The sequence below is a fragment of the Pseudomonas sp. W3I7 genome, from assembly GCF_030816095.1.
GTDB lineage: Bacteria > Pseudomonadota > Gammaproteobacteria > Pseudomonadales > Pseudomonadaceae > Aquipseudomonas > Aquipseudomonas salomonii.
Map to the genome: position 1 here is coordinate 1,796,188 of NZ_JAUSXP010000001.1, position 20,424 is coordinate 1,816,611.

18 protein-coding genes are annotated in these 20,424 nt (G+C 60.3%); 13 read left to right on the forward strand and 5 right to left on the reverse strand.

Annotated elements, in window-relative coordinates; genetic code table 11:
• Nucleotide 1 precedes the first annotated feature (1 nt).
• Nucleotides 2-628 (forward strand): glutathione S-transferase family protein, encoded by a 627-nt coding sequence (locus QF043_RS08465; protein ID WP_307418151.1) that lies wholly within the window; start codon nt 2-4, stop codon nt 626-628.
• A gap of 68 nt (nt 629-696) precedes the next feature.
• Here QF043_RS08465 and solA read toward each other — a convergent pair whose 3' ends face one another.
• Nucleotides 697-1,866: an N-methyl-L-tryptophan oxidase gene (solA, locus tag QF043_RS08470; RefSeq protein WP_307418152.1), complete on the reverse strand. Its 1,170-nt coding sequence runs from the start codon at nt 1,864-1,866 to the stop codon at nt 697-699.
• Between the two features lie 359 nt (nt 1,867-2,225).
• Here solA and QF043_RS08475 point away from each other — a divergent pair, with 359 nt between their 5' ends.
• The 9 genes from QF043_RS08475 (at nt 2,226) to QF043_RS08515 (ending at nt 16,540) form a co-directional block, all read left to right on the forward strand.
• Nucleotides 2,226-3,107, forward strand: a complete 882-nt coding sequence (locus tag QF043_RS08475) for a hypothetical protein (protein ID WP_307418153.1) — start codon at nt 2,226-2,228, stop codon at nt 3,105-3,107.
• A gap of 147 nt (nt 3,108-3,254) precedes the next feature.
• Complete coding sequence (locus QF043_RS08480; protein WP_307418154.1) at nt 3,255-3,767, forward strand: sigma-70 family RNA polymerase sigma factor; 513 nt, start codon at nt 3,255-3,257, stop codon at nt 3,765-3,767.
• Nucleotides 3,764-4,717 carry a FecR domain-containing protein gene (locus tag QF043_RS08485; RefSeq protein WP_307418155.1) on the forward strand — a complete coding sequence of 318 codons (954 nt, stop codon included), beginning with the start codon at nt 3,764-3,766 and terminating at the stop codon, nt 4,715-4,717. Before QF043_RS08480 ends, QF043_RS08485 begins: the two co-directional genes overlap by 4 nt.
• Nucleotides 4,718-4,909: 192 nt before the next feature.
• Complete coding sequence (locus tag QF043_RS08490; RefSeq protein WP_307418156.1) at nt 4,910-7,849, forward strand: TonB-dependent receptor; 2,940 nt, start codon at nt 4,910-4,912, stop codon at nt 7,847-7,849.
• A 105-nt stretch (nt 7,850-7,954) separates the two neighbouring features.
• The gene (locus QF043_RS08495) at nt 7,955-10,852 is read left to right on the forward strand and encodes a TonB-dependent receptor (RefSeq protein WP_307418157.1); all 2,898 of its coding nucleotides are present in this window, start codon (nt 7,955-7,957) and stop codon (nt 10,850-10,852) included.
• A 162-nt stretch (nt 10,853-11,014) separates the two neighbouring features.
• Entirely contained in the window at nt 11,015-12,871 is a 1,857-nt protein-coding gene (locus QF043_RS08500; protein ID WP_307418158.1) for an extracellular solute-binding protein, read from the forward strand.
• Entirely contained in the window at nt 12,858-13,922 is a 1,065-nt protein-coding gene (locus tag QF043_RS08505) for a microcin C ABC transporter permease YejB (protein WP_058420990.1), read from the forward strand. Before QF043_RS08500 ends, QF043_RS08505 begins: the two co-directional genes overlap by 14 nt.
• Nucleotides 13,922-14,944 (forward strand): ABC transporter permease, encoded by a 1,023-nt coding sequence (locus QF043_RS08510; protein WP_305454353.1) that lies wholly within the window; start codon nt 13,922-13,924, stop codon nt 14,942-14,944. The genes QF043_RS08505 and QF043_RS08510 overlap by 1 nt, the downstream gene beginning before the upstream one ends.
• Before the next feature lie 15 nt (nt 14,945-14,959).
• Nucleotides 14,960-16,540, forward strand: a complete 1,581-nt coding sequence (locus QF043_RS08515) for an ABC transporter ATP-binding protein (protein WP_307418160.1) — start codon at nt 14,960-14,962, stop codon at nt 16,538-16,540.
• A gap of 183 nt (nt 16,541-16,723) precedes the next feature.
• Here QF043_RS08515 and QF043_RS08520 read toward each other — a convergent pair whose 3' ends face one another.
• Entirely contained in the window at nt 16,724-17,074 is a 351-nt protein-coding gene (locus QF043_RS08520) for a hypothetical protein (protein WP_307418161.1), read from the reverse strand.
• Between the two features lie 214 nt (nt 17,075-17,288).
• Here QF043_RS08520 and QF043_RS08525 point away from each other — a divergent pair, with 214 nt between their 5' ends.
• Entirely contained in the window at nt 17,289-18,041 is a 753-nt protein-coding gene (locus tag QF043_RS08525) for a hypothetical protein (RefSeq protein ID WP_307418162.1), read from the forward strand.
• 15 nt (nt 18,042-18,056) lie between these two features.
• Nucleotides 18,057-18,551, forward strand: a complete 495-nt coding sequence (locus QF043_RS08530) for a hypothetical protein (RefSeq protein ID WP_307418163.1) — start codon at nt 18,057-18,059, stop codon at nt 18,549-18,551.
• 42 nt (nt 18,552-18,593) lie between these two features.
• On the opposite strand, the gene QF043_RS08535 is transcribed toward QF043_RS08530, so the two are convergent.
• The 3 genes from QF043_RS08535 to QF043_RS08545 all read right to left on the reverse strand — a co-directional run bounded on the left by QF043_RS08535 (nt 18,594) and on the right by QF043_RS08545 (nt 19,497).
• Nucleotides 18,594-18,839 (reverse strand): LysE family translocator, encoded by a 246-nt coding sequence (locus QF043_RS08535; RefSeq protein ID WP_307418164.1) that lies wholly within the window; start codon nt 18,837-18,839, stop codon nt 18,594-18,596.
• A 6-nt stretch (nt 18,840-18,845) separates the two neighbouring features.
• Entirely contained in the window at nt 18,846-18,974 is a 129-nt protein-coding gene (locus tag QF043_RS08540) for a hypothetical protein (protein ID WP_307418165.1), read from the reverse strand.
• 67 nt (nt 18,975-19,041) lie between these two features.
• Complete coding sequence (locus QF043_RS08545) at nt 19,042-19,497, reverse strand: VOC family protein (RefSeq protein ID WP_307418167.1); 456 nt, start codon at nt 19,495-19,497, stop codon at nt 19,042-19,044.
• 125 nt (nt 19,498-19,622) lie between these two features.
• On the opposite strand from QF043_RS08545, the gene QF043_RS08550 reads away from it, so the two are divergent.
• Nucleotides 19,623-20,363 carry a BPL-N domain-containing protein gene (locus tag QF043_RS08550; RefSeq protein WP_307418169.1) on the forward strand — a complete coding sequence of 247 codons (741 nt, stop codon included), beginning with the start codon at nt 19,623-19,625 and terminating at the stop codon, nt 20,361-20,363.
• Nucleotides 20,364-20,424: the final 61 nt, after the last annotated feature.

Below are 20,424 nucleotides of genomic sequence, written 5' to 3' on the forward strand. Positions count from 1 at the left end.
CATGATCACCGTTCACCACCTTAACAACTCGCGCTCACAGCGCATCCTCTGGCTACTTGAGGAACTCGGCCTGCCTTACGAAATCAAGCGCTACCAGCGCGACCCGAAAACCAACCTGGCACCACCGGAACTCAAGGCCATCAACCCACTGGGCAAATCCCCGGTCATCGAAGATGGCAGCCTGGTGTTGATCGAATCCGCCGCCATCATCGACTACCTGATCCGCCGCCATGGTCAAGGCCGACTGCAACCTGATCCTGCCTCTGCGACCTACGACAAATATGTGCAATGGCTGCATTTTGCCGAAGGCTCGGCCATGCTGCCGCTGATGCTCAACCTCTACGTCGGTCGTCTGGGTGAAGCCGGCGCGCCGCTGCACCCGCGTATCGAGTCGGAAGTGGCCAACTACCTGGGCTATCTGAATGACGTGCTGGCGGATACGCCGTATCTGCTCGGTGACGAACTGAGCGGCGCGGACATCCAGATGAGCTTTATCGGCGAAGTCGCCAAGGCCCAGGGCAAGTTGCAGGCATATCCAAACCTGGCGGCATGGGTGCAACGCTTCCAGGCGCGACCTGCGTACCGCAAGGCGGTGGAGCAGGGCGGGGAATATGCGTTCGCCAAATAGGTCGGGCCAGAAGGCACAATTGCCCCTCGTGGCGAGCCCGCTCGCCACGGGTTCGTGTCTGCATTTTCTTAAACGCTTTTGCCGTCGAAGCGCTTCAACGAAAACGCCGACAGGTCCAGCTCACTCGACCCACCCATGCACCACTGCGCAAACGCCTCACCCAGCGCCGCCGAATGCTTGAAGCCATGCCCCGAGCATGGCGACACCACCAGGGTGTGCTGCAGCGTGGGGTGTTTGTCGATGATGAAATCGTGGTCCGGCGTCACGGTGTAGGCACACACCGCCGACTTGACCACCTTGGCCGACACGCCGGTGATACGGCCCTGAACCTGCTGTTCGTACATCTGCTGCGCTTGCGCTGCCGAGACCGTGCGGTCCAGCGTTTGCGGCGTGGAAGTGGTGTGATATTGCGCCGTAGCCAGCTTCAGGCTGCCTTCGCCGGGCAACGCCGGGAAACCATAGTGGGTCTGGCCTTGATCGTGCGTGAGGATATAGGTGGGGGATTTGCCCACCAGGTCGGCCCCAGGCTCCAGCGCGAACCAGAACAGCTGTTGCCGGTAAACACTCAGCAACCGGTCAAACGGCGCGCCGAGTAATTCGCCGGCCCAGTTGCCCGCACTCACCACCAACTTGTCGGCTTGCAACGTGCGCTGGTCGGTGGTCACCGTCACGCCATGAGCATCCGAACGGATGTGAGTCACCGTCTCGCCCTTGTACAGCGTGGCGCCGTGTTGTTCGGCCAAAGTGAGCTGCACATCAATGCACCGCTCCGGGCGCACGAAGCCGCCGCCAGGCTCGTAATAGCCGATGGCGCTATCCGCCACCTGGGCAAATTGCGGGAAACGCTGGCGAATCTGCGCAGCGTCCAGCAGCTCATGTTCAATGCCGTAGGTTTGCGCCAGGCCGATCGTACGAAGGGTAAAATCGGTTGCATCGCTGGGATCAAAGTCATCACGAGAGGTGAGCACCAGCAACCCCGACTGCTCAAACAGCGCCTCCCCCGACAACGCCTCCAGCTCGCGCCAGATAGCGTGGGAACGACGCACAATGGGCACGTATTGCGCGCCTTCGCCCACCGACAGCCGCGTGATACGCGTGTCGCCATGGCTGGAGCCCAGCGTGTGGGGCGGGTGATGACGGTCGATACCGGCGACGTTCACACCGGCTTTCGCCAGTTGATACACCGTGGCGGCCCCCATGGCACCCAGGCCGATGACCAGCGATTCATAGCGTTCCAAGGTTGATACTCGTGTGTGAGGGTGAGGCTGTAGTTGAGGGCAAGGCGCGAGAAAAAACAACTGCGCAGTGCCCTCTGGCACAACGGTGCAAGTGGTCACTGCTGATCCCGCTCGGTCTTCATCGTCCTGTTGGCGACTTCGTTATTTTATCGGATGATGGAAGTTAATCAGCACTTGCGAGAGCTCCAATGTTTGGAAGACACTTTTTATATATCCTCGTCAGAGAGAACGGTATATGCCATAAAATGGGGGTGAGCAGCGATATTCGCCGCAGGGTAAACGATTTAAACAGGCAATTTGGTCCCTTTTGTCTCAAACGCTCATTGGTACTGCGCACCGATAGCAGACCTGAAGCGTGTATGTTGGAGACCGCGTTAAAGATTTCTTACTTAGCCTACAATACGCCTCTGCCCGAGGCGTACTACACCGACGGGGAAACAGAGTGGTTCGCAGAGGCCTGTTACGAAACGATGTGCAATTCCCTGGAGGCTTTTGCCAAAGACAGAATGGGCGAGGGGTACAGTATTGCGCCGATTAACCCTGGGTTGTTTAAATCGCTCACGCCAAAAACAATGTTAAAACAAGCCAGGTTTCAGACGTTTTTAGAGGGGCGTCAGGCGCAAATTGAGGTGCTGTGTGAAAATACGCAAAACGTAAGAAGCTTTAGAAACGCTATGAAGCTGATGTTGCCCAACCTGATCGGGGTTGCCAGGCTTGAACCCAATGACTTCAGTCATAATTACGAAGTGTTTTTAGAAGCGGGCACTGCTGCAGAAGTACTTGACGAATTGTTTCAGGTTTCACAATTAAGTGCGGATAACGATGATGTTTGGGCGGGTGCCAATTTTTGTGTCACAACCCACAGTTCGTCAATGTACAAAAAAGCGTCTTTCTCAATTCCTCATCAGGCGGACCACTTTGAACGTGGGTGGGAATCGAAAGGAAAGATCTTGACCTACAGTTCAGTACTCGAAGATTTAGTTGAAGAGTACCCTGTGCCCCCGGCTTACCTGAAGTATGTTGGGCAATCCTTTTGGGATCAGCTTTCGCCTGAGGATGTTCAGGTGTACCAGGAGGCATTCCTGCGAGCACTGTTTGGCCATACGTTTGATGATCACGTTGAAGAGGTATTAAAAGCCCCGCCGCGTACAAAGAAGAAGTCGAGTGCGACCCTTGGGAAAAAGCGCAGCGCGGTCAAGGATGAAACACCTCATGCTCAAATGGGCTTCGATTTTTGCTAATTTTCATATGCTTTTTTTGAAGCCCTTTGCAATTTTTTATTCTTTCCTAACCTATACCCCCTTCATGCAAAGTCCGCCCTTCCTGCGATGACTTTCCATCGCTCTTCACAGCAAGGCCCGATGGCCGCTATCCGCATGGAGCATGCAATGGGTGTGAATCAGAACCTGCACTTCGGTCTGATTGGCCAGATGTTCAAGAGTGACTACAGCTGGCTATGCGCGCGCGTTGGCCGGGCGATGGGGTGCCCGCATGGGGCGCAGGACATCGCGTCGGAAACCTTTTTACGGGTGCTGGCGTTGCCGGACCCTGCGGCCATTCGCGAGCCGCGGGCGTTGTTGACCACCATTGCGCGGCGCTTGATGTACGAAGGCTGGCGCCGCCAGGATCTGGAGCGCGCCTACCTGGAAGCGTTGGCACTGGCGCCGCAGTTGATGCATCCGTCGCCGGAGGAGCGCTTGGTGTTGATCGAGACGCTGCTTGAGGTCGACCGTTTGCTCGACGGGTTATCGGCCAAGGCCAAGGCGGCGTTTTTGTATCACCAGCTGGATGGTTTGACCTATGCGCAAATCGGCGAGCGGCTGGATGTTTCGGTCAGCCGGGTGCAGCAGTACATGGCGGATGCGTTCAAGCGCTGCTACCTGGCGATGGCGCAGCCATGAGCACCACCGCATCCGATGAGGCCATGATCGACGAGGCCGCGCAGTGGATGGCGTTACTGCAATCCGGGCATGCCAGTGCCCAGGAGCACAGTGCCTTCCGCCGCTGGCGCGAGGGCGACCCACGCCGTGCCGAGATCTTCAATAGGATGGGCAGCGGCGTGTCGGTATTGGGCAACGAAGACCTGCGGCGCATGCCCCGCGACAGCTTGTTGCACACCTTGAATGCACCCTCTGGCCGCCGCAGTTTTTTGCGCAATACGTTGGCGTTGGCGGGGGTTGCCTCCTTTGCAAGCATCGTCATGCGTTTGTCCGACACATGGTTGCCGGCGGACACTTTGCGCACCGGTACGGGCGAGCGTTTGAACCTCACCCTGGAAGATGGCAGCGCGTTGAGCCTGGATGCGCGCAGCAAGGTGGTGAAGCAGTTCGACCCGCAGCAACGGCTGTTGCAACTGCTCGATGGCAAGCTGCTGGTGGACGTGGCCAAGGACCGCCTGCGCCCGTTTATTGTCGAAACCGAACAAGGCCGCATGCGGGCGTTGGGTACGCGGTTTTTGGTGCAGCAGGGCGAAGGCCAAACGCAGATCACGATGCTGCACTCTCAGGTGCAGATCACCACACGCAGCGGCGCCGTGCAGGTTATCAACGCCGGCCAGAAGGCCACGTTCGACACGCAAGGCATCCTCAAGCTCGAAGCCGCCAGTGGCGGCGAGGCGGCCTGGACGCGAGGCCTGCTGGAGGTGCGCGACCGTTCATTGGGTGACGTGGTGGAGGCGCTGCGTGACTACCGGCGCGGCATCATCCGCGTCAGCCCTGAGGCGGCGAGCCTGCGTTTGAGTGGGATCTTCCCGCTGGACGACAGCCAAAGCGCCCTGCAACTACTGGCCAAATCCTTGCCGGTGCAGATCGATTACCACAGCCCTTATTGGGTCAGCATCGAGCGTCGATAAAATAATTTGCCGGTGCTCTATAAAAACTTGAAGGCTGTTGCACACCCCAATGCAGGCAGAGCTTTATCCACCTGCAAGCGCGTCGGCGCAGCGTTATAAGCCCATGCTTTTTTAGCCTAACGGCCGCCTATAAAAACCGCTGGTTGGTTGTTCAACCCATCAACTGCATAACACTGATGGGGACGCTCAACCATGCAATTCACACACCTCAGCCGCTCATCACTGGTGGCGCTGTCACTGGCCATCGGCGTGGCCTTGACGGGCCATGGCGCGGTGGCCTTCGGGCAGCCGTCGTCGGCCGTGGCCACGCACACCCAGGCTTTCGATTTTGATATCGCCAGCGGCCCGCTTGACCAGGCGCTGCTCGACCTGTCGCGCCGCAGCGGCCAGCCCATCTCCTTTCAGCAAGACTTGGTGCAGGGCCTCACCAGTGCGCCGGTGCGCGGCAGTTTTACCACCGAGCAGGCGTTGCAGCAGGCGCTGCGCGGCTCGGCCCTGGATGCCGTGCCAAGCGGCGACGGTGGTTGGGTACTGCGCCGGGCTGCCAAGGCGCCCGCCGCCAGCGTCAAGCCGGCCCCCGTAGCGGCGAAAGTACCCGGCGATGTGGCCCTGGAAAAAGTCGTGGTCACCGGCTCGCGTATCGCCCGCGCGCAAGTCGAAGGGCCGTCGCCGGTCACGGTGATCAGCAGCGAAGAGATCACCAGCCGGGGCTACAAAAACGTCTACGACGCCATCGCCTCGCAAACCCAGAACACCGGCATGACCCAGGGCGAAGACTACGGCAACACCTTCCAGCCAGCCGCCAGCGCCCTCAACCTACGTGGGCTGGGGCCCAACCACACGCTGGTGCTGATCAACGGCCGACGCGTGGCCGACTACCCCACGGCCTACGATGGCATGGTCAACTTCACCAACCTTGCGAACATCCCGGCGGTGATGATCGAGCGCATCGAAATCCTCAGCAGCGGCGCCTCGGCGGTGTATGGCTCGGATGCGATTGCAGGCGTGGTCAACATCATCCTCAAGGACAAGATCAGCGGCGTGGACGTCAATGTGCGCGGTGGTTATGCCGAGCGTGGCGGCGGTGACAACCAGCGGCTGCAAATCAGCGGGGGCGACAGCTGGGGCGATTTTGACGGCGTGTTCGGCCTGGAGCTGACCAACCGCCAACCTATCTGGAGCAACCAGCGCGGGTTTATGACCGACGGCCCGGCGGTCAACGTCGGCTACCGGCGCAACCTCGACAGCGGCGCGTACCTGGGCCCCGGTTGCGGTGCCTACGGTGGTATCTACAACGGCAAGCTGGGCAATACCGGCAACCGCTGCACCACCAACCAGTACTACAACGACTATTCGACCCTGCAAGCCGAAAAGGAAAACTACGACGGCTACACCCGGGGCACCTGGCACTTCAGCGACAGCGGCAAGGTGTTTGCCGACTTGATGTTCGGCTTCGATCACACCCAGAACAACACGCGTGGACCCAGCTTCACCTCGCCGGACTTTATCAACCAGACCACCGGCAACCTGGAGCGCTGGTCGCGCAATTTTGCCGCGGAAGAAATCGGCGGCAAGACCAGCAACAACAGCAAATGGCGCGAACTGTCCTGGACCAGCACCCTGGGCCTTGAAGACAAGTTTGCCAACAGCGACTGGGGTTATCAGCTCGCGGCCAACCGCTCTGAATACACCAGCGACCGCACCACCCGGTACACGCCGCTGAGCGGCATCCGCGACTACTTCCTGGGGCCGCAACTGGGCACGCAGGATGGCCACCCGGTGTTTGCCCCGGACCCTTCGCGGCTCGACCAGCCGCTGACCGAAGAGCAGTGGCGGCAGTTTCGCGGCAACCTGGTGCAAAAGAGCAAGTCGGTGTCCCAGACCTTCAGCGCCAACATCAACGGCGACCTGTTCGAGCTGCCGGCCGGGCCGGTGGGGTTTGCCGGTGTGACCGAAGTGGGGCGCCAGTCCTACAGCGTGCATGTGGATGACCAACTTAACGACGGCACCTTCTACAACACCACACCGGCCTCCAATTCCGGCGGTTCGCGCGACCGTTATGCGGCGGGCGGCGAGTTCAGCATTCCCGTCACCGACACGCTGCTGGCCTCGGCTGCCGGGCGTTGGGACCAGTACAAATTCAGTGGCCGCTCCGAGCAACAGAAAACCTACAACCTGGGCCTTGAGTGGCGGCCGATCACCAGCCTGCTGTTGCGTGGCAGCTATGGCACCAGCTTCCGAGCGCCGGACCTCAACTACATCTACCAGGCCGATACCCGGGGCTACAAGCCCGACCAGATCGACTACTACGGTTGCAGCAAGGGCATCGACAGCGCGTGTAATCGCGGGCGCGTCGACTACACCCAAAGCGGCACGCCGGACCTTGCGCCTGAGCGTGGTAAATCCTGGACCTATGGCGTGGTCTGGTCGCCGTCGCGCCAGTTCGATGTGTCGGCCGATTTCTGGCGCGTGCAGATCAAGGATTTGCTGACCACCGTCGACATCAACCGCCTGCTGCAACAGGAAGACCAATGCCGCAACGGCCTGCTCGACGCCACCACCTGCGCCGACGTGCTGGCACGTGTGCAACGTAACGCCGGCAACGCCGCCGTCGACCCGAACCAGCTGCAACAGGTGCACATCAATGCCATCAACGCTGCCAGCGAGCGGGCCAGCGGCCTGGACCTCAAGAGCAATATCCGCTGGGGCGCGGGCGAGTACGGCGCGTTCAGCTCGGTGATCGGCTACAGCCTGGTGCTGTCCCACTACCTCAAGGATTCGGACCAGGCGCAAACCCAGAACGTGCGCAGCAGCACCAACTTCTATGACTGGCGCAGCAAGGTCAACGCCAGCCTCACCTGGGATTACCAGCGTTTCACCACCACCCTGACCGGCTTGCGTTACGGCAGCGTCACCAACGCCGCGGGCACCGGGCGCCTGTCGCCGTGGGCCACCTTCAACGCCAGTGCGCGTTACCAGGTGACGGATGAAGCCAGCGTCGGCCTGACCGTCAACAACCTGTTCAACACCTACAAGCATGATGACTCCGCGTGGCCGTACTACCCGGTCGGCAACTACGACCCTTACGGCCGGCAAGTCTGGTTGGACGTGAGTTACCACTTCGGCAAATGAGTGCATAAGGACATGCGTTAACGGTCTAACCGGCGCCCTATAAAAACCTCGGCGCCGCCGCACAACCCTGCATAACCAGACCAAAGGACAGGGAGCCCCCGACGCATGCCTACGCCACGACACACACGCTTTTTACTCAGCCTCGCCGCCACGGTCGCCACCGGCACCGTGGCCGCCACGCCGCTGGATATTCCGGCCGGTTCGCTGGACAAAACCCTGCTGAGCATTTCCCAGCAAAGCGGCAAGCCGATTTCGTTTGAGCAACACTTGGTCAGCGGGCTGAATGCGCCGGCGATCAAAGGCGATTTGAGCGCCGGCGAGGCCTTGCAAATCGCCTTGCAGGGCACCGATTTGCAAGACAGCGAAAGCGCCAGCGGCATCGTCTTGAGCGCCGCACCGCCGCCCGCCGCCACTGCTTCAGCTGCGACCGGTGTGGAAAGCCCCTCGGTCATTCCACAATTGCAACGCATCGAAGTCACCGGCAGCGCCATCCGCCGGGTCGATGCGGAAACTGCTGTGCCGGTGACCATCCTGCGCACCGAAGAACTGAAAAAACAGGGCGTCACCAGCACCGAGCAACTGATCAGCCGCATTTCCGCCAACCAGTCCTCGGTCGGCTCCGGTCGCTCGATCGGCTCCAGTAGCGGTGGGGCGGCCTTTGCCGATTTGCGCGGTATCGGCCCGAACAAAACCCTGGTGCTGCTTAACGGCCGCCGCCTGGCCAACAACGCCACCAATGCGATCAATGGCTCGGGGGTCGACCTCAACACCATCCCGTTCGCCGCCATCGACCGCGTGGAAGTGCTGCGCGACGGCGCCTCGGCGCTGTATGGCACGGATGCCATCGGCGGTGTAATCAACTTCATCACCAAAAAAAGCGTGACCGACGGCCAACTGACCCTGGGCGGCAGCACGCCAACCCGCGCAGGCGGCGGTGAAACCAATAACTTCAGCGGCAGCTGGGGTTTTGGCGACCTGGACGAAGACCGCTTCAACGTGTTCGGCGTGGTCAGCCACGACAAACAGCAAAGCCTCAAGGCCAAGGACCGCGACTACACCTATAACTACCAGCCGGGCCGTGGCCTGGATTATTCCTCGGGCATCGCCTCGCCGGCCAACTACAGCCAGGGCGCGAACGCGAGTAACCCGTTGGCGGCGTCCGGCTGTAATGCGCCTGGGTTGATTTCACGCAGCGGCATCTGCCGGCAATCGCTGTGGAGCTACCTGGACCTGGTGCCGGAAACCGAAAAGACCTCGTTTTTCGGCAAGACCAGCGGCAAGTTGGCCGATGACCACACCGTGAGCCTCGAATACTTCTGGGCGCGCAACCTTAACCGTACTCAAATCGGGCCCGGCTTGCTGCAAGGCCTGCAAGTGCAACCCGGCACGCCGTACTACCCTGGCAACGGCATCACCCCAGGCCCGAGCCAATTTGCGCTGGACCCCACGCAACCGGTCGACGTGAACTGGCGCGAAAGCGAAGTGGGGCCGCGCAAGCATGAAGACGACAACGTCGGCCAGCGCCTGCTGCTGACCTTCGAAGGCACCCTGGCGGGCTGGGATTACAACGTCGGCGCGGCCTACAACCAGAACAAAGTCACCAACGCGATCCAGAGCGGCTATGTGGATGATCGCGCGGTGGCCAACGGCATCAACACCGGTGTGATCAACCCGTTCGGCCCGCAGTCAGCCGCTGGCCGTGCCTTGCTGGATGCCAGTGGCGTGGATGGCGATTACGGCACGGCCGTGGGCCGGGTCAAAAGCATCGATGGGCGCATCAGCCGCGACATTGGCGACTGGTTTGGCGCAGGGCCGTCGGCGCTGGCGCTGGGCGGTGAGTACCGCAAGGAAGACTTCCACCAGGACTTCGCCGCCTTTGCCGCCAATGTGCAAAGCCTGGGCGTCGACCCGGCCGCCACGGTGGCGGGTGACCGCAGCGTGTCGGCGCAATACGCCGAAGTGAATGTGCCGGTGCTCGACAGCCTGGAACTGTCGGCGGCGCTGCGTCACGACAAATACAGTGACTTTGGCAACACCACCAACCCCAAATACTCGTTCCGCTTTCAGCCGTTCCGCGAGCTGGTGGTGCGTGGCGCCTACAGCGAAGGCTTCCGGGCGCCGTCGCTGTATGAGCTCTACAACCCCAACTTCACCACCTTCACCGTGGCCAACTACAACGACCCGCGCCTGTGTGCCGGTGGCCGGCCGAGCAATGGCGGCCTGGCCAACCGCGACTGTGCGCAGCAGTTCTTCAGCCGCAATGGCGGCAACCAGAGCCTGAGCCCCGAGACCGCACGCAACGTGACCTTGGGCTTTGTGTACCAGCCGGTCACCAATCTGTCGGTGGGCCTGGACTTCTGGTGGATCAAGATCGCCAACCAGATTGCTGAATTCCCGGAGTCGGCGGTGTTTGAACAACCGGACCTGTATTCGGACCGCATCGTGCGCAAGGCTGATGGCTCCATCGACCATATCGTCACCGGGCTCGCCAACCTGGGCAAGGTCAAGACCAATGGTGTCGACGTGAGCCTCGACTACCGCTTTGCCGAGTCCAGATTCGGCCAGTTCGGCGCCAACCTGCAAGGCACTTACGTTGATCGTTATGTGTACCAGCAGCAGCTCAAGGGTGACTACATCGACAAGGCCGGTGACTTTCGCGGCGGTGATTTTTCCTCGGCCGGCGCCGTCGCGCGCTGGCGTCACAGCCTGACCGGCACCTGGAACCAGGGCCCGCTCGGCGCCTCGCTGACCAACCGCTACACCAGCGGCTACAACGACTACAACCGCGCCTACCACGACAAAGTCGGGGCCTGGAGCGTGTGGGACGTGGCCGGCACTTATACCTGGCGTGATACCGCGCAGATCACCGTGGGCGTGCAGAACCTGTTCGACCGCGAGCCACCGTTCAGCAACCAGACCTCGACGTTCCAAAGTGGCTACGACCCGCGTTACTCCGACCCGTTTGGGCGCACGTTGTATAGCCGGGTTTCCTACAACTTCTGAGCCTGAAGTACTGGCTCAAGAACAAAGCCATTCAACTGTGGGAGCTGGCTTGCCTGCGATAGCGGTGTATCAGTCGATGAAATACTGACTGACAGGGCCTCATCGCAGGCAAGCCAGCTCCCACCCTTGATCTTCAGTGTTTTCAAGAAAGGAGCTGAGTTTGTGATCTTGTTTCGTAGCGTGTTCTGGGTACTGCTGACCGGGTTCTGGGCCTCGTCGCTACTCGCTCAACCCACGCACGCGCTGACCGTCTACGGTGAAGCCCCCAAGTACCCGGCCGGCTTCCAGCACCTGGATTACGTCAACCCGAACGCCCCCAAGGGCGGCAGTTTTCGCCGCTCGTCCATGGAAGGCGGCGCGTTTGACCACCTGATCCCCTATGTGGACAAAGGCACCGGCATCACCCAGATCCAGGGCTGGCTGTACAGCCCGCTGGCGTACCGCGCGCAGGATGAACCCTACACGGTGTATGGCCTGGTGGCCCAGCGCCTGGAACTGGCGGAAGACCACACCTGGATACGTTTCTACCTCAACCCCAAGGCACGCTTTGCCGATGGCACGCCCATCACCGCCCAAGACGTGGCCTACACCTTCAAGCTGTTCACCACCCAGGGCAGCCTGGCCTACCGCCAAAGCTTTGCCGATGTGGACGAGGTGCTGGTGGAGTCACCGACCCAGGTACGCTTTACCTTCAAGAGCGCCGACAACCGCACCTTACCGCTGGACATCGCCTCGTTGCCGGTGTTGCCGGAGCATTGGTGGCGCGGGCGCAACTTTGCCAACGGCGGTGGCTTTGAACCGCCGCTGGGCAGCGGCCCTTATCGCATCAGCGCAGTGGACAACGGCCGCAGCGTCACCTTCGAGCGGGTCAAGGACTGGTGGGGGCAAGACCTGCCGGTGAGCAAAGGGCAGTACAACTTCGACACCCTGCGCCTGGAGTTTTTTGCCGACACCGATGTGTCGCGCCAGATCCTGCAAGCCCAGGGCTATGACTTCAATCGTGAGTTCTCTGCCACCAGCTACTCGGTGGGCTACGACGGCGAAGCCCTGCGCGACGGCCGCCTGCAACGTGAGCAGCTGGCACCGAGCGCGGTGCAGGGCACCCAGGGGTTTGTATTCAATCTGCAAAAGCCGCAGTTCCAGGACCGCCGCGTGCGTGAGGCATTGAGCCTGTTGTGGGATTTCGACTGGAGCAATCGGCAGATGATGCACGGCATGTACCTGCGCCAGCGCAGCTTCTTTTCCCGCAGCCCGTTGGCGGCCAGTGAGCTGCCCGATGCCCAGGAGCGGGCGATACTTGAACCCTGGCGCGGCCAGGTGCCGGAGGCGGTGTTCGATGAGGTCTATCAACCGCCGCACACCGACGGCAGCGGGCGCATTCGGCCCCAGCAGGCGCAGGCCTTGAGGTTGCTCGAAGCGGCGGGCTGGACACCCAAGGGCGACCAATTGGTGAATGCCGAGGGCACGCCGTTGCAGTTCACCTTCCTCAACAGCCAGAAGGGGTTCGAACGTTTGCTGCTGCCATACAAGCGCAACCTGGCGCAGATCGGCATCGGTTTCAACATCCGCATGATCGACTCGGCCCAGTACACCAACCGCGTGCGCGCTCGGGACTACGATATGATCGTTGTGGGCTACCCGGTCAGCCCATCGCCGGGCCGCGAGTTGATCAACTACTTTGGCTCCGAAAGCGCCGACGACCCGGGCTCCAACAACTACATGGCGCTGCGCAACCCGGCGGTGGACGCGTTGATCGATGGCCTGGTGCGCGCCAACGACCGTCCGACCATGGTGCGCTACGCCCACGCCCTCGATCGTGTTTTGCAGTGGGGCTTTTACTGGATTCCCAACTACTACCCGCCAGGCTCGTCGTCGCTGTGGTGGAACCGTTTCGGCCGCCCGCGCACCGCGCCGCTCAATGAAGTGGGCATCGACACCTGGTGGGAACTGAGCCCTACGCCGTTGACCACCGCGCAAATGCGCGAACTGACCGAGGTGAGCCAACATGCTGGCCTATAGCGCACGCCGTTTATTGCTGATCGTGCCGACCCTGCTGTGCATTTTGCTGGTCAATTTTTTCATTGTGCAGGCCGCACCCGGTGGCCCGGTGGAGCAAGCCATCGCGCGCCTGCAAGGCATCGGCACCCAGGCCTCCGTCGCCGGTACCCGCGTGGAAGCGGGCAGCAATGAAGCGCGCACCACCCGTGGCCTGGACCCGGCGCTGGTGGCCGATATCGAACGCCAGTACGGCTTTGACAAACCCTTGGGCGCACGTCTGTGGCTGATGCTCAGCAGCTACGCGCGCCTGGATTTTGGCGACAGCTTCTTTCGCGGCGCCAAGGTCACCGACCTGATCCTGCAAAAACTGCCGGTCACCTTGTCCCTGGGTTTTTGGGCCACGCTGATCAGCTACCTGGTGTCGATCCCGCTGGGCATCCGCAAAGCCGTGCGCCATGGCAGCCGCTTTGACGTGTGGAGCAGTGCGGCGGTGATCATCGGCCATGCCATGCCGGCGTTTCTGTTTGCGTTGTTGCTGATCGTGGTGTTCGGCGGTGGCAGCCTGTTGAACTGGTTCCCGGTGCGCGGCCTGGTCTCGGAAAACTTCGCCAGCCTGTCGTGGGCGGGCAAGGTCGTGGATTATTTCTGGCACCTGGTGCTGCCGGTGTCGGCGCTGGTGATCGGTGGGTTTGCCACCCTGACCATCCTGACTAAAAACAGCTTTCTCGATGAAATCAGCCGCCAGTACGTGGTGACCGCACGGGCCAAGGGCTTCAGCGAAAAACAGGTGCTGTACAAGCATGTGTTTCGCAACGCCATGCTGCTGATCGTGGTAGGGCTGCCCCAGGCGCTTACCGCCATGCTGTTCGGCGGCTCGCTGCTGATTGAAGTGATCTTCTCCCTCGACGGCCTCGGCCGCCTGAGCTACGAAGCGGCGGTGGCGCGGGATTACCCGGTGGTGTTCGGCACGCTGTTTATCTTCACGTTGGTGGGGCTGGTGATCAAATTGCTCGGTGACCTGTGTTACCGGCTGCTGGACCCGCGTCTGGATTTTTCTGCGAGGGCGCACTGATGCAGGCTTTTTCCCCGACCACACGCCGCCGTTGGCTGCACTTCAAACGCAATCGCCGGGGCTGGTGGTCGTTGTGGCTGTTTCTGGCGCTGTTTGTCGCTTGCCTGGGCGGTGAGCTGCTGGCCAATGACAAACCCTTGCTGGTGTCCTACCAAGGCGCGCTGTATTTGCCGGCATTCGAGCGCTACACCGAACAGGACTTCGGCGGCACGCTGCCGTTTCAACCGGACTACCGCGACCCTTACGTGCGCGAGCTGATCGAAGGGCAGGGCGGCTGGATGCTGTTTGCGCCCATCCCGTTCAGTTATGACACGGTCAACTACGACCTCACCGCGCCTTCGCCCACGCCGCCCAGCACGCAGAACTGGCTGGGCACCGACGACCAGGCGCGGGACGTGCTGGCGCGGGTGATTTTCGGCACCCGTGTATCGCTGTTGTTTGCCTTGGCCTTGACCCTGGTGAGCGCCTTGATCGGTATCGCCGCCGGCGCGCTGCAAGGTTATTACGCCGGCTGGATCGACCTGCTGGGCCAGCGCCTGATCGAAATTTGGTCCGGGCTGCCGGTGCTGTACCTGCTGATCATCCTTTCCGGGTTTGTCGAGCCGAGCTTCTGGTGGCTGCTGGGGATCATGGCGCTGTTCTCCTGGCTGACCTTGGTGGACGTGGTGCGCGCCGAGTTCCTGCGCGGGCGCAACCTGGAATACGTCAAAGCCGCTCGCGCCCTCGGTGTGGGCGATTTCGCGGTGATGCTGCGGCACATTTTGCCGAATGCGGTGACCGCCACCTTGACCTACCTGCCGTTCATTCTGACCGGGGCGATCTCAACGCTCACGGCCCTGGATTTTCTCGGCTTCGGCATGCCCACCGGCAGCGCCTCGCTGGGTGAGTTGATCGGGCAGGGCAAAAACAACCTGCAAGCCCCGTGGCTGGCGCTGACGGCGTTTTTTGCGCTGGCGCTGATCCTGTCCCTGTTGGTGTTTATCGGCGAAGCCTGCCGCGACGCCTTTGACCCTCGATCCTGATAAGCGAGCCGTGCCGTGACTGATGCGTTGATTGAAATCCGTAACCTGCAGGTGGCGTTCGAAGGGCACAAGGCGGTGCGGGGCATCGACCTGGATATTCGCGCCGGCGAATGCCTGGCGCTGGTGGGCGAGTCGGGCTCCGGCAAGTCGGTGACCGCGCATTCGATCCTGCAATTGCTGCCGGTGCACACCACCCGCACCCGAGGCAGCATTCGCTACCTGGGCGAAGAATTGCTCGGCGCCCCGCCTGCGCGCCTGCGCCAGATTCGCGGCGACCGCATCGCCATGATCTTTCAGGAGCCGATGACCTCGCTCAACCCGCTGTACAGCATCGAGCGGCAGCTGTCCGAAACCCTGCTGCTGCACAAAGGCCTGGGCGGCGCCGCCGCACGCGAACGGGTGCTGGAGTTGCTCGAACTGGTGGGCATCCAGCAGCCGCGCCAACGCCTGAATGCCTACCCGCATCAACTCTCCGGCGGCCAGCGCCAGCGGGTGATGATCGCCATGGCGCTGGCCTGTGAGCCGCTGCTATTGATCGCCGACGAGCCCACCACCGCGCTGGATGTGACCGTGCAGCGGCGCATCCTCGCACTGCTCAAAGACCTGCAACAACGCCTGGGTATGGCGCTGCTGTTGATCAGCCACGACCTCAACGTGGTGCGCAGCGTCGCCCAGCGCGTGGCGGTGATGCGGGCGGGGCAGATCGTCGAACAGGCGGACTGCCAGGCGCTGTTCGCCGCGCCGCAACATGCCTACAGCCGCCAGTTGCTGGAAGCCGAGCCCGAAGGGCGTGCGCTTGAGCGTGAACCGGCGGGTAACCTGCTGGAGGTCGACGGCCTCAGGGTCTGGTTCGCCCAAGGCGGCCTGTTGCGGCGCAAACCGCCGATCAAGGCGGTGGACGGCATCGACCTGCGCTTACAGCGCGGCAAGACCCTGGGGATTGTCGGCGAGTCCGGCTCGGGCAAGTCCACACTCGGCCAGGCGATCCTGCGGTTGATCGACGCCCAGGGCAGCATCCGCTTTCAAGGCCAGGCCCTGGACGCGCTCAAAGGCAAGGCACTGCGCCCGTGGCGGCGCAAGCTGCAAGTGGTGTTCCAGGACCCGTTCGGCAGCCTCAGCCCACGCATGAGCGTGCAGCAAATTATCGAAGAAGGCCTGCGTGTGCACACCGACCTCACTGCCGCCCAGCGTGAGGCCGAAGTGATCAGCGCACTGCGCGACGTCGGCCTCGACCCCGACACCCGCCACCGCTTCCCCCACGAGTTTTCCGGCGGCCAGCGCCAACGCATCGCCATCGCCCGCGCACTGGTGATCAAGCCGGACCTGATCCTGCTCGACGAACCCACCTCGGCGCTGGACCGCACCGTGCAAAAACAAGTGGTGAGCCTGCTGCGCCGCTTGCAGGAGGAGCACGGCCTGACCTACCTGTTTATCAGCCATGACCTGGCTGTGGTACGCGCGTTGGCGCACGACTTGATGGTGGTCAAGGACGGCGTGGTGGTGGAGGCGGGGAGTACGCAGCAACTGTTTGAAGCGCCGCAGCATGCGTATACGCGGGATTTGCTGGTGGCGTCGTCATTGCGGCCACTGGAGTGATCAGCCTACCGCCGGGATGCAAGCCCCGCGGTGCTTCAGGTACAACCAGTCGATGCCTTCGCAGGCAAGCCAGCTCCCACAGGGGACTGTGGGGCGACGAAGATCAACTGTGGGAGCTGGCTTGCCTGCGAAGGCATCAACACGGGCGACCTGCCGAACCGAAACACCTGCATCGCCGCAGTCTCAGGCCAGTCGCGCCCGCCAGTCGCCGCCATGCTGGAGGTTGCACGCTTCTTCGCAATCAAAGCGCACACAGCGCTCGATTTTCACCGAGGCCACCTCGGCGTCGTGCAACGCCGCAGCCGTCAATTCGCGCATACGGTGGTCCGCCCCGTTTGCCAGGGCCAGCTCCTTATTGGCCCGCGTATCGAACACCCAAATCACCCGCAGGCTTTGCGGGAACGCGGCGTAATCAACCGTGTGAGTCAGCCACTCGAAGCCCGGGATTTCGGTTTTGGCGGTTTCGCAGGCGTCGGTGAGGGTGGCGACCAGGCGGCGTTCGAGGCGGGCGGTGTCGCGTTTGGTTGGGGGCATAAGGCAACTCTTGGTGGCGTCGGATGCGAAAATATTCAGGGTTTCAGAGGTTTTTATACGCCGCCTGAATTCGCAAGTCGAAACTGGATGATACAGTGATAGCATTATGAGATTGCTGTTGAGCCAGGTGAGCAAAGGATAGGTTTGCGAGAGCGGCCACTACCGTGATCACAGTGGTATAAGAGACGTTGGAAAAAGGAATTAATAATAGAGTATGAAAGTCAAGATTGAGCAGAAAAAAATTTCTACGTTCAGGTTTTTTTTGGCAAGGCTGCTGGTCTGGGGAAGTGCGATTTTAACCCTATCAGGAGTGATAGGAATAATAGGGATTCTGGATAATTTGGCGTTATGGGCGAAGTTTGGGCGATATCTAGTTGAGAAAGCTCAACTCATAGGCTTTGAGAACGTCATATCAGGCTCGTTGTCCTTATTGCATGCTGTGTCGGAGTATTGGCGTGAACTGTTATATCCGATATTTGATTTTTTCACTTATTGGTTGCCGTTTAAAATTCCACCGCTGATCAAGGATGCGGTGATGATTGTTTCATTTGTCATGATTGGGCGGAAAAAAGCATTTGGTGTTTTTTCTCGGAGTTTGGATGCTGAGCAAGTGTTGATGTCACAAATAGTTTACAAGTATCTGAAGGACACTAATGAAAAGTTCTTGTACTTTTCTCCGAGGGAGGCAAAGGAATATCTCTTAATACGCAAGGCTGATAAGAGTATTCTTGAACCATACGAAATTTCAAATATTGCCAAATTTGATCGCTGTTTCGGAGAGGACGCAGAGACTTTTGCGTACGATGTACTGACACGTCCGGCCCTACAAGCATATCGCAAGCAACATTGGTCTGCGTTGAGATGGTCAGACCGACTTAAAATGCTGGTTTATACGTTGGCAAGCGTAGTCGTCGTGTTTTTGTTACTTGATTATATTTATCTGTTGCAACAGACCGCTGGTCAGTGAACAGTAAGGAGTATGATGATTTCCAATACCAACAATAAAAATGAACAGGTTGCGATGACTAAGCGCGAAAGGCTCAATGTAGAAAATCAAGCACGGCTGGCATGCTCAAGGGCGTTCTCATGTCGCGCTGAATCCAAAAAACTTGTCGTCGGTACTAAAGGCCCCGTGCATGAGTTTGATATATTTTTCGAAGGGGTCGTGATTGGCGGGGTGAGCACGAGTACTTATAAAACGTCCCGCGGTAGTCCCAATACAGGCTCGCGTGACCGAGCGTGCGCGGAGCTGTTATGGCTCTCACTGTGGCCAGGGCAAGAGTCGCGAGTTCATGTGCTGACAGATAAGCCTCTTGCAGATTGGCTTTTCAAACGATTCGACAATGCACCTTTTCTTATTAATATCGATATCTACTATTATGACGTGGCGCGCGACGCGCTCGCTTTTGTAGGCAGTGTGGGGGCGGGCTCCTTCTGCGTCGAGGAGTATTTGTCGGATGACTTGATTCCAGCTTAATAGGCCGAGTGTTAATTAGGCGGGTCTGCAGTTCCAGCGTGCTTACCGTTGCTGAGACGCCACTTTCAGCCCCAACCCCATAAACAGCGTGCCGATGATCTTGCCTTCCGGCAGGAACGCCAGGAAAAAGATCGCGGTTTTCGGGTTCAACACCTCAGCCCCAACCGCCTGGAAAAACGCCTGGCGCGGCGTCACCGCAGGCAACACCAGTCGCGCATGCGTGTCGGCCTTCGCCATGAACGCCCGCACGCCCAGGTAGATTAGATACGCCGCGCCGGCCCATTTCACTGTGAATCAAATCGCCGGCACCTCGCGCCCGCCTTGAATTGTGCGGGTGAGCACCAGCAATAGGGAAAGGCCGGGGATCAGGAAAAGGCCGAGCACCACGGCGATGTAGGTGATGAGGGCGGTGAATTCGAACATGGCGGTTTATCTCGGAGTCGAGCGCGGCCTACAGTAATTCTTATGTAGGCAGCCAATGCAACGCCGATCAAGCAAACGCGGCGACCATAAACGCCTCCAAGCCTTTCTCCTCCAGAATCTCGATAGAGAAATGCCCAAAACGCTTGGGCAACCAAATGATGCGCGTGCCAGACGGCGACTGCAGATCCGCCAGGCTTAACGGCCGGCCGTTTTCATCCTGTGGTTGCACACCCTCGGCCATCAACTCGGCATAGGCCACCTCGATATCCGGTGTGGTGTAGCAATGCCGATAAATCATGCCCTCACCGTGCGCGTCCAACAGCTCGCGCAAGTTGCCCGCCAACGGCTGCACCAGCATAAAACGCTCCTGGCCCATCAGCACCACCGCATACCGCACATGAAAGCCGCCGCGATTCCAGACTTGAGTGCTGGAGATTTTGGCCTTGAGGATTTTGGCGTAATAAGCGCAGGTTTCTTCAAGGTTCTCGACCAGTACGTCGACGTGGCTGAATTTCAGCTCCATTACAGGCCCTCTTGGCGAATGTGGTTTCAGGCGACAGTAGCTGATTTACAACTGTTAACGAATTCAAAGACGCGTTCGATATAGGCTTTGAACAGTCCTAACCCCTGTTCGCCGAGCCCTCAACCATGAAATTGCCCGCCATCGCTGCCGCATTTTTTGCACTCGCCACCCTGCAATCACCCTGGGCACAGGCCACAACGGCCATCACCCACGTCGCCATCTACCGCGGCCCGGCGGGCTGTGATGACTGTTCCGAGAACGTCAAAAACGCCTTGCTGCGGCTCAGCCCCAACTACCAGATCGACTTTGTGGGCGCGGATGAAGCCATCGACATCACCCCGCAAAACCTTGCGCGCTACGACCTCTATGTTCAGCCGGGCGGCGGGCAGGATATTCCCGCTGCGCTCGACAGCTTCGGTGATGCACGCGTGGACGCCATTCGCGACTACGTGGCCAAGGGCGGGCGCTACCTGGGGCTGTGCATGGGCGCTTATCTTGCCGATAACAGCAACTTCGGGTTGATACCCCAAGACCTCGATTCCGAAGCCGGGCGACCAGGGTTTGAAGTACGCGGGATTGAAGACGCGGCGGTGCGAGTGGTGTGGGATGGCAAGCCAGACAGCGTGTTCTATCAGGACGGGCCGTATTTCCCCAAAGTTGATGGGCACGCGCCGTATACGGTGATTGCGACTTATCGCAATGGCGATGTGGCGGCGGCGCGGTATCGGTATGAGAAAGGTGTGGTGGTGCTGAGCGGGCCGCATCCGGAGGCGGGGAAGGCGTGGTTTGAGAATGCGGGGATTGCGCTGAGTGAGATGCCGCGGGGGGAGTTGTTTGGGGTGTTGGTGGGGCGGGTTGGGGAATGATGTGTGTGTCTGCGTTTGTTCGGTAGATGGTTGTTGGGAAGGGCAGTTTTCGGCCAGAAGC

What these genes read in the sequence shown, in the direction of transcription:
- QF043_RS08540 (WP_307418165.1), bottom strand. Translation starts at nt 18,974, where the DNA reads ATGTTCGAATTCACCGCCCTCATCACCTACATCGCCGTGGTGCTCGGC.
- QF043_RS08525 (WP_307418162.1), top strand. Translation starts at nt 17,289, where the DNA reads ATGAAAGTCAAGATTGAGCAGAAAAAAATTTCTACGTTCAGGTTTTTT.
- QF043_RS08490 (WP_307418156.1), top strand. Translation starts at nt 4,910, where the DNA reads ATGCAATTCACACACCTCAGCCGCTCATCACTGGTGGCGCTGTCACTG.
- QF043_RS08530 (WP_307418163.1), top strand. Translation starts at nt 18,057, where the DNA reads ATGATTTCCAATACCAACAATAAAAATGAACAGGTTGCGATGACTAAG.
- QF043_RS08550 (WP_307418169.1), top strand. Translation starts at nt 19,623, where the DNA reads ATGAAATTGCCCGCCATCGCTGCCGCATTTTTTGCACTCGCCACCCTG.
- QF043_RS08480 (WP_307418154.1), top strand. Translation starts at nt 3,255, where the DNA reads ATGGGTGTGAATCAGAACCTGCACTTCGGTCTGATTGGCCAGATGTTC.
- QF043_RS08475 (WP_307418153.1), top strand. Translation starts at nt 2,226, where the DNA reads ATGTTGGAGACCGCGTTAAAGATTTCTTACTTAGCCTACAATACGCCT.
- QF043_RS08510 (WP_305454353.1), top strand. Translation starts at nt 13,922, where the DNA reads ATGCAGGCTTTTTCCCCGACCACACGCCGCCGTTGGCTGCACTTCAAA.
- QF043_RS08465 (WP_307418151.1), top strand. Translation starts at nt 2, where the DNA reads ATGATCACCGTTCACCACCTTAACAACTCGCGCTCACAGCGCATCCTC.
- QF043_RS08520 (WP_307418161.1), bottom strand. Translation starts at nt 17,074, where the DNA reads ATGCCCCCAACCAAACGCGACACCGCCCGCCTCGAACGCCGCCTGGTC.
- QF043_RS08505 (WP_058420990.1), top strand. Translation starts at nt 12,858, where the DNA reads ATGCTGGCCTATAGCGCACGCCGTTTATTGCTGATCGTGCCGACCCTG.
- QF043_RS08485 (WP_307418155.1), top strand. Translation starts at nt 3,764, where the DNA reads ATGAGCACCACCGCATCCGATGAGGCCATGATCGACGAGGCCGCGCAG.
- QF043_RS08495 (WP_307418157.1), top strand. Translation starts at nt 7,955, where the DNA reads ATGCCTACGCCACGACACACACGCTTTTTACTCAGCCTCGCCGCCACG.
- QF043_RS08545 (WP_307418167.1), bottom strand. Translation starts at nt 19,497, where the DNA reads ATGGAGCTGAAATTCAGCCACGTCGACGTACTGGTCGAGAACCTTGAA.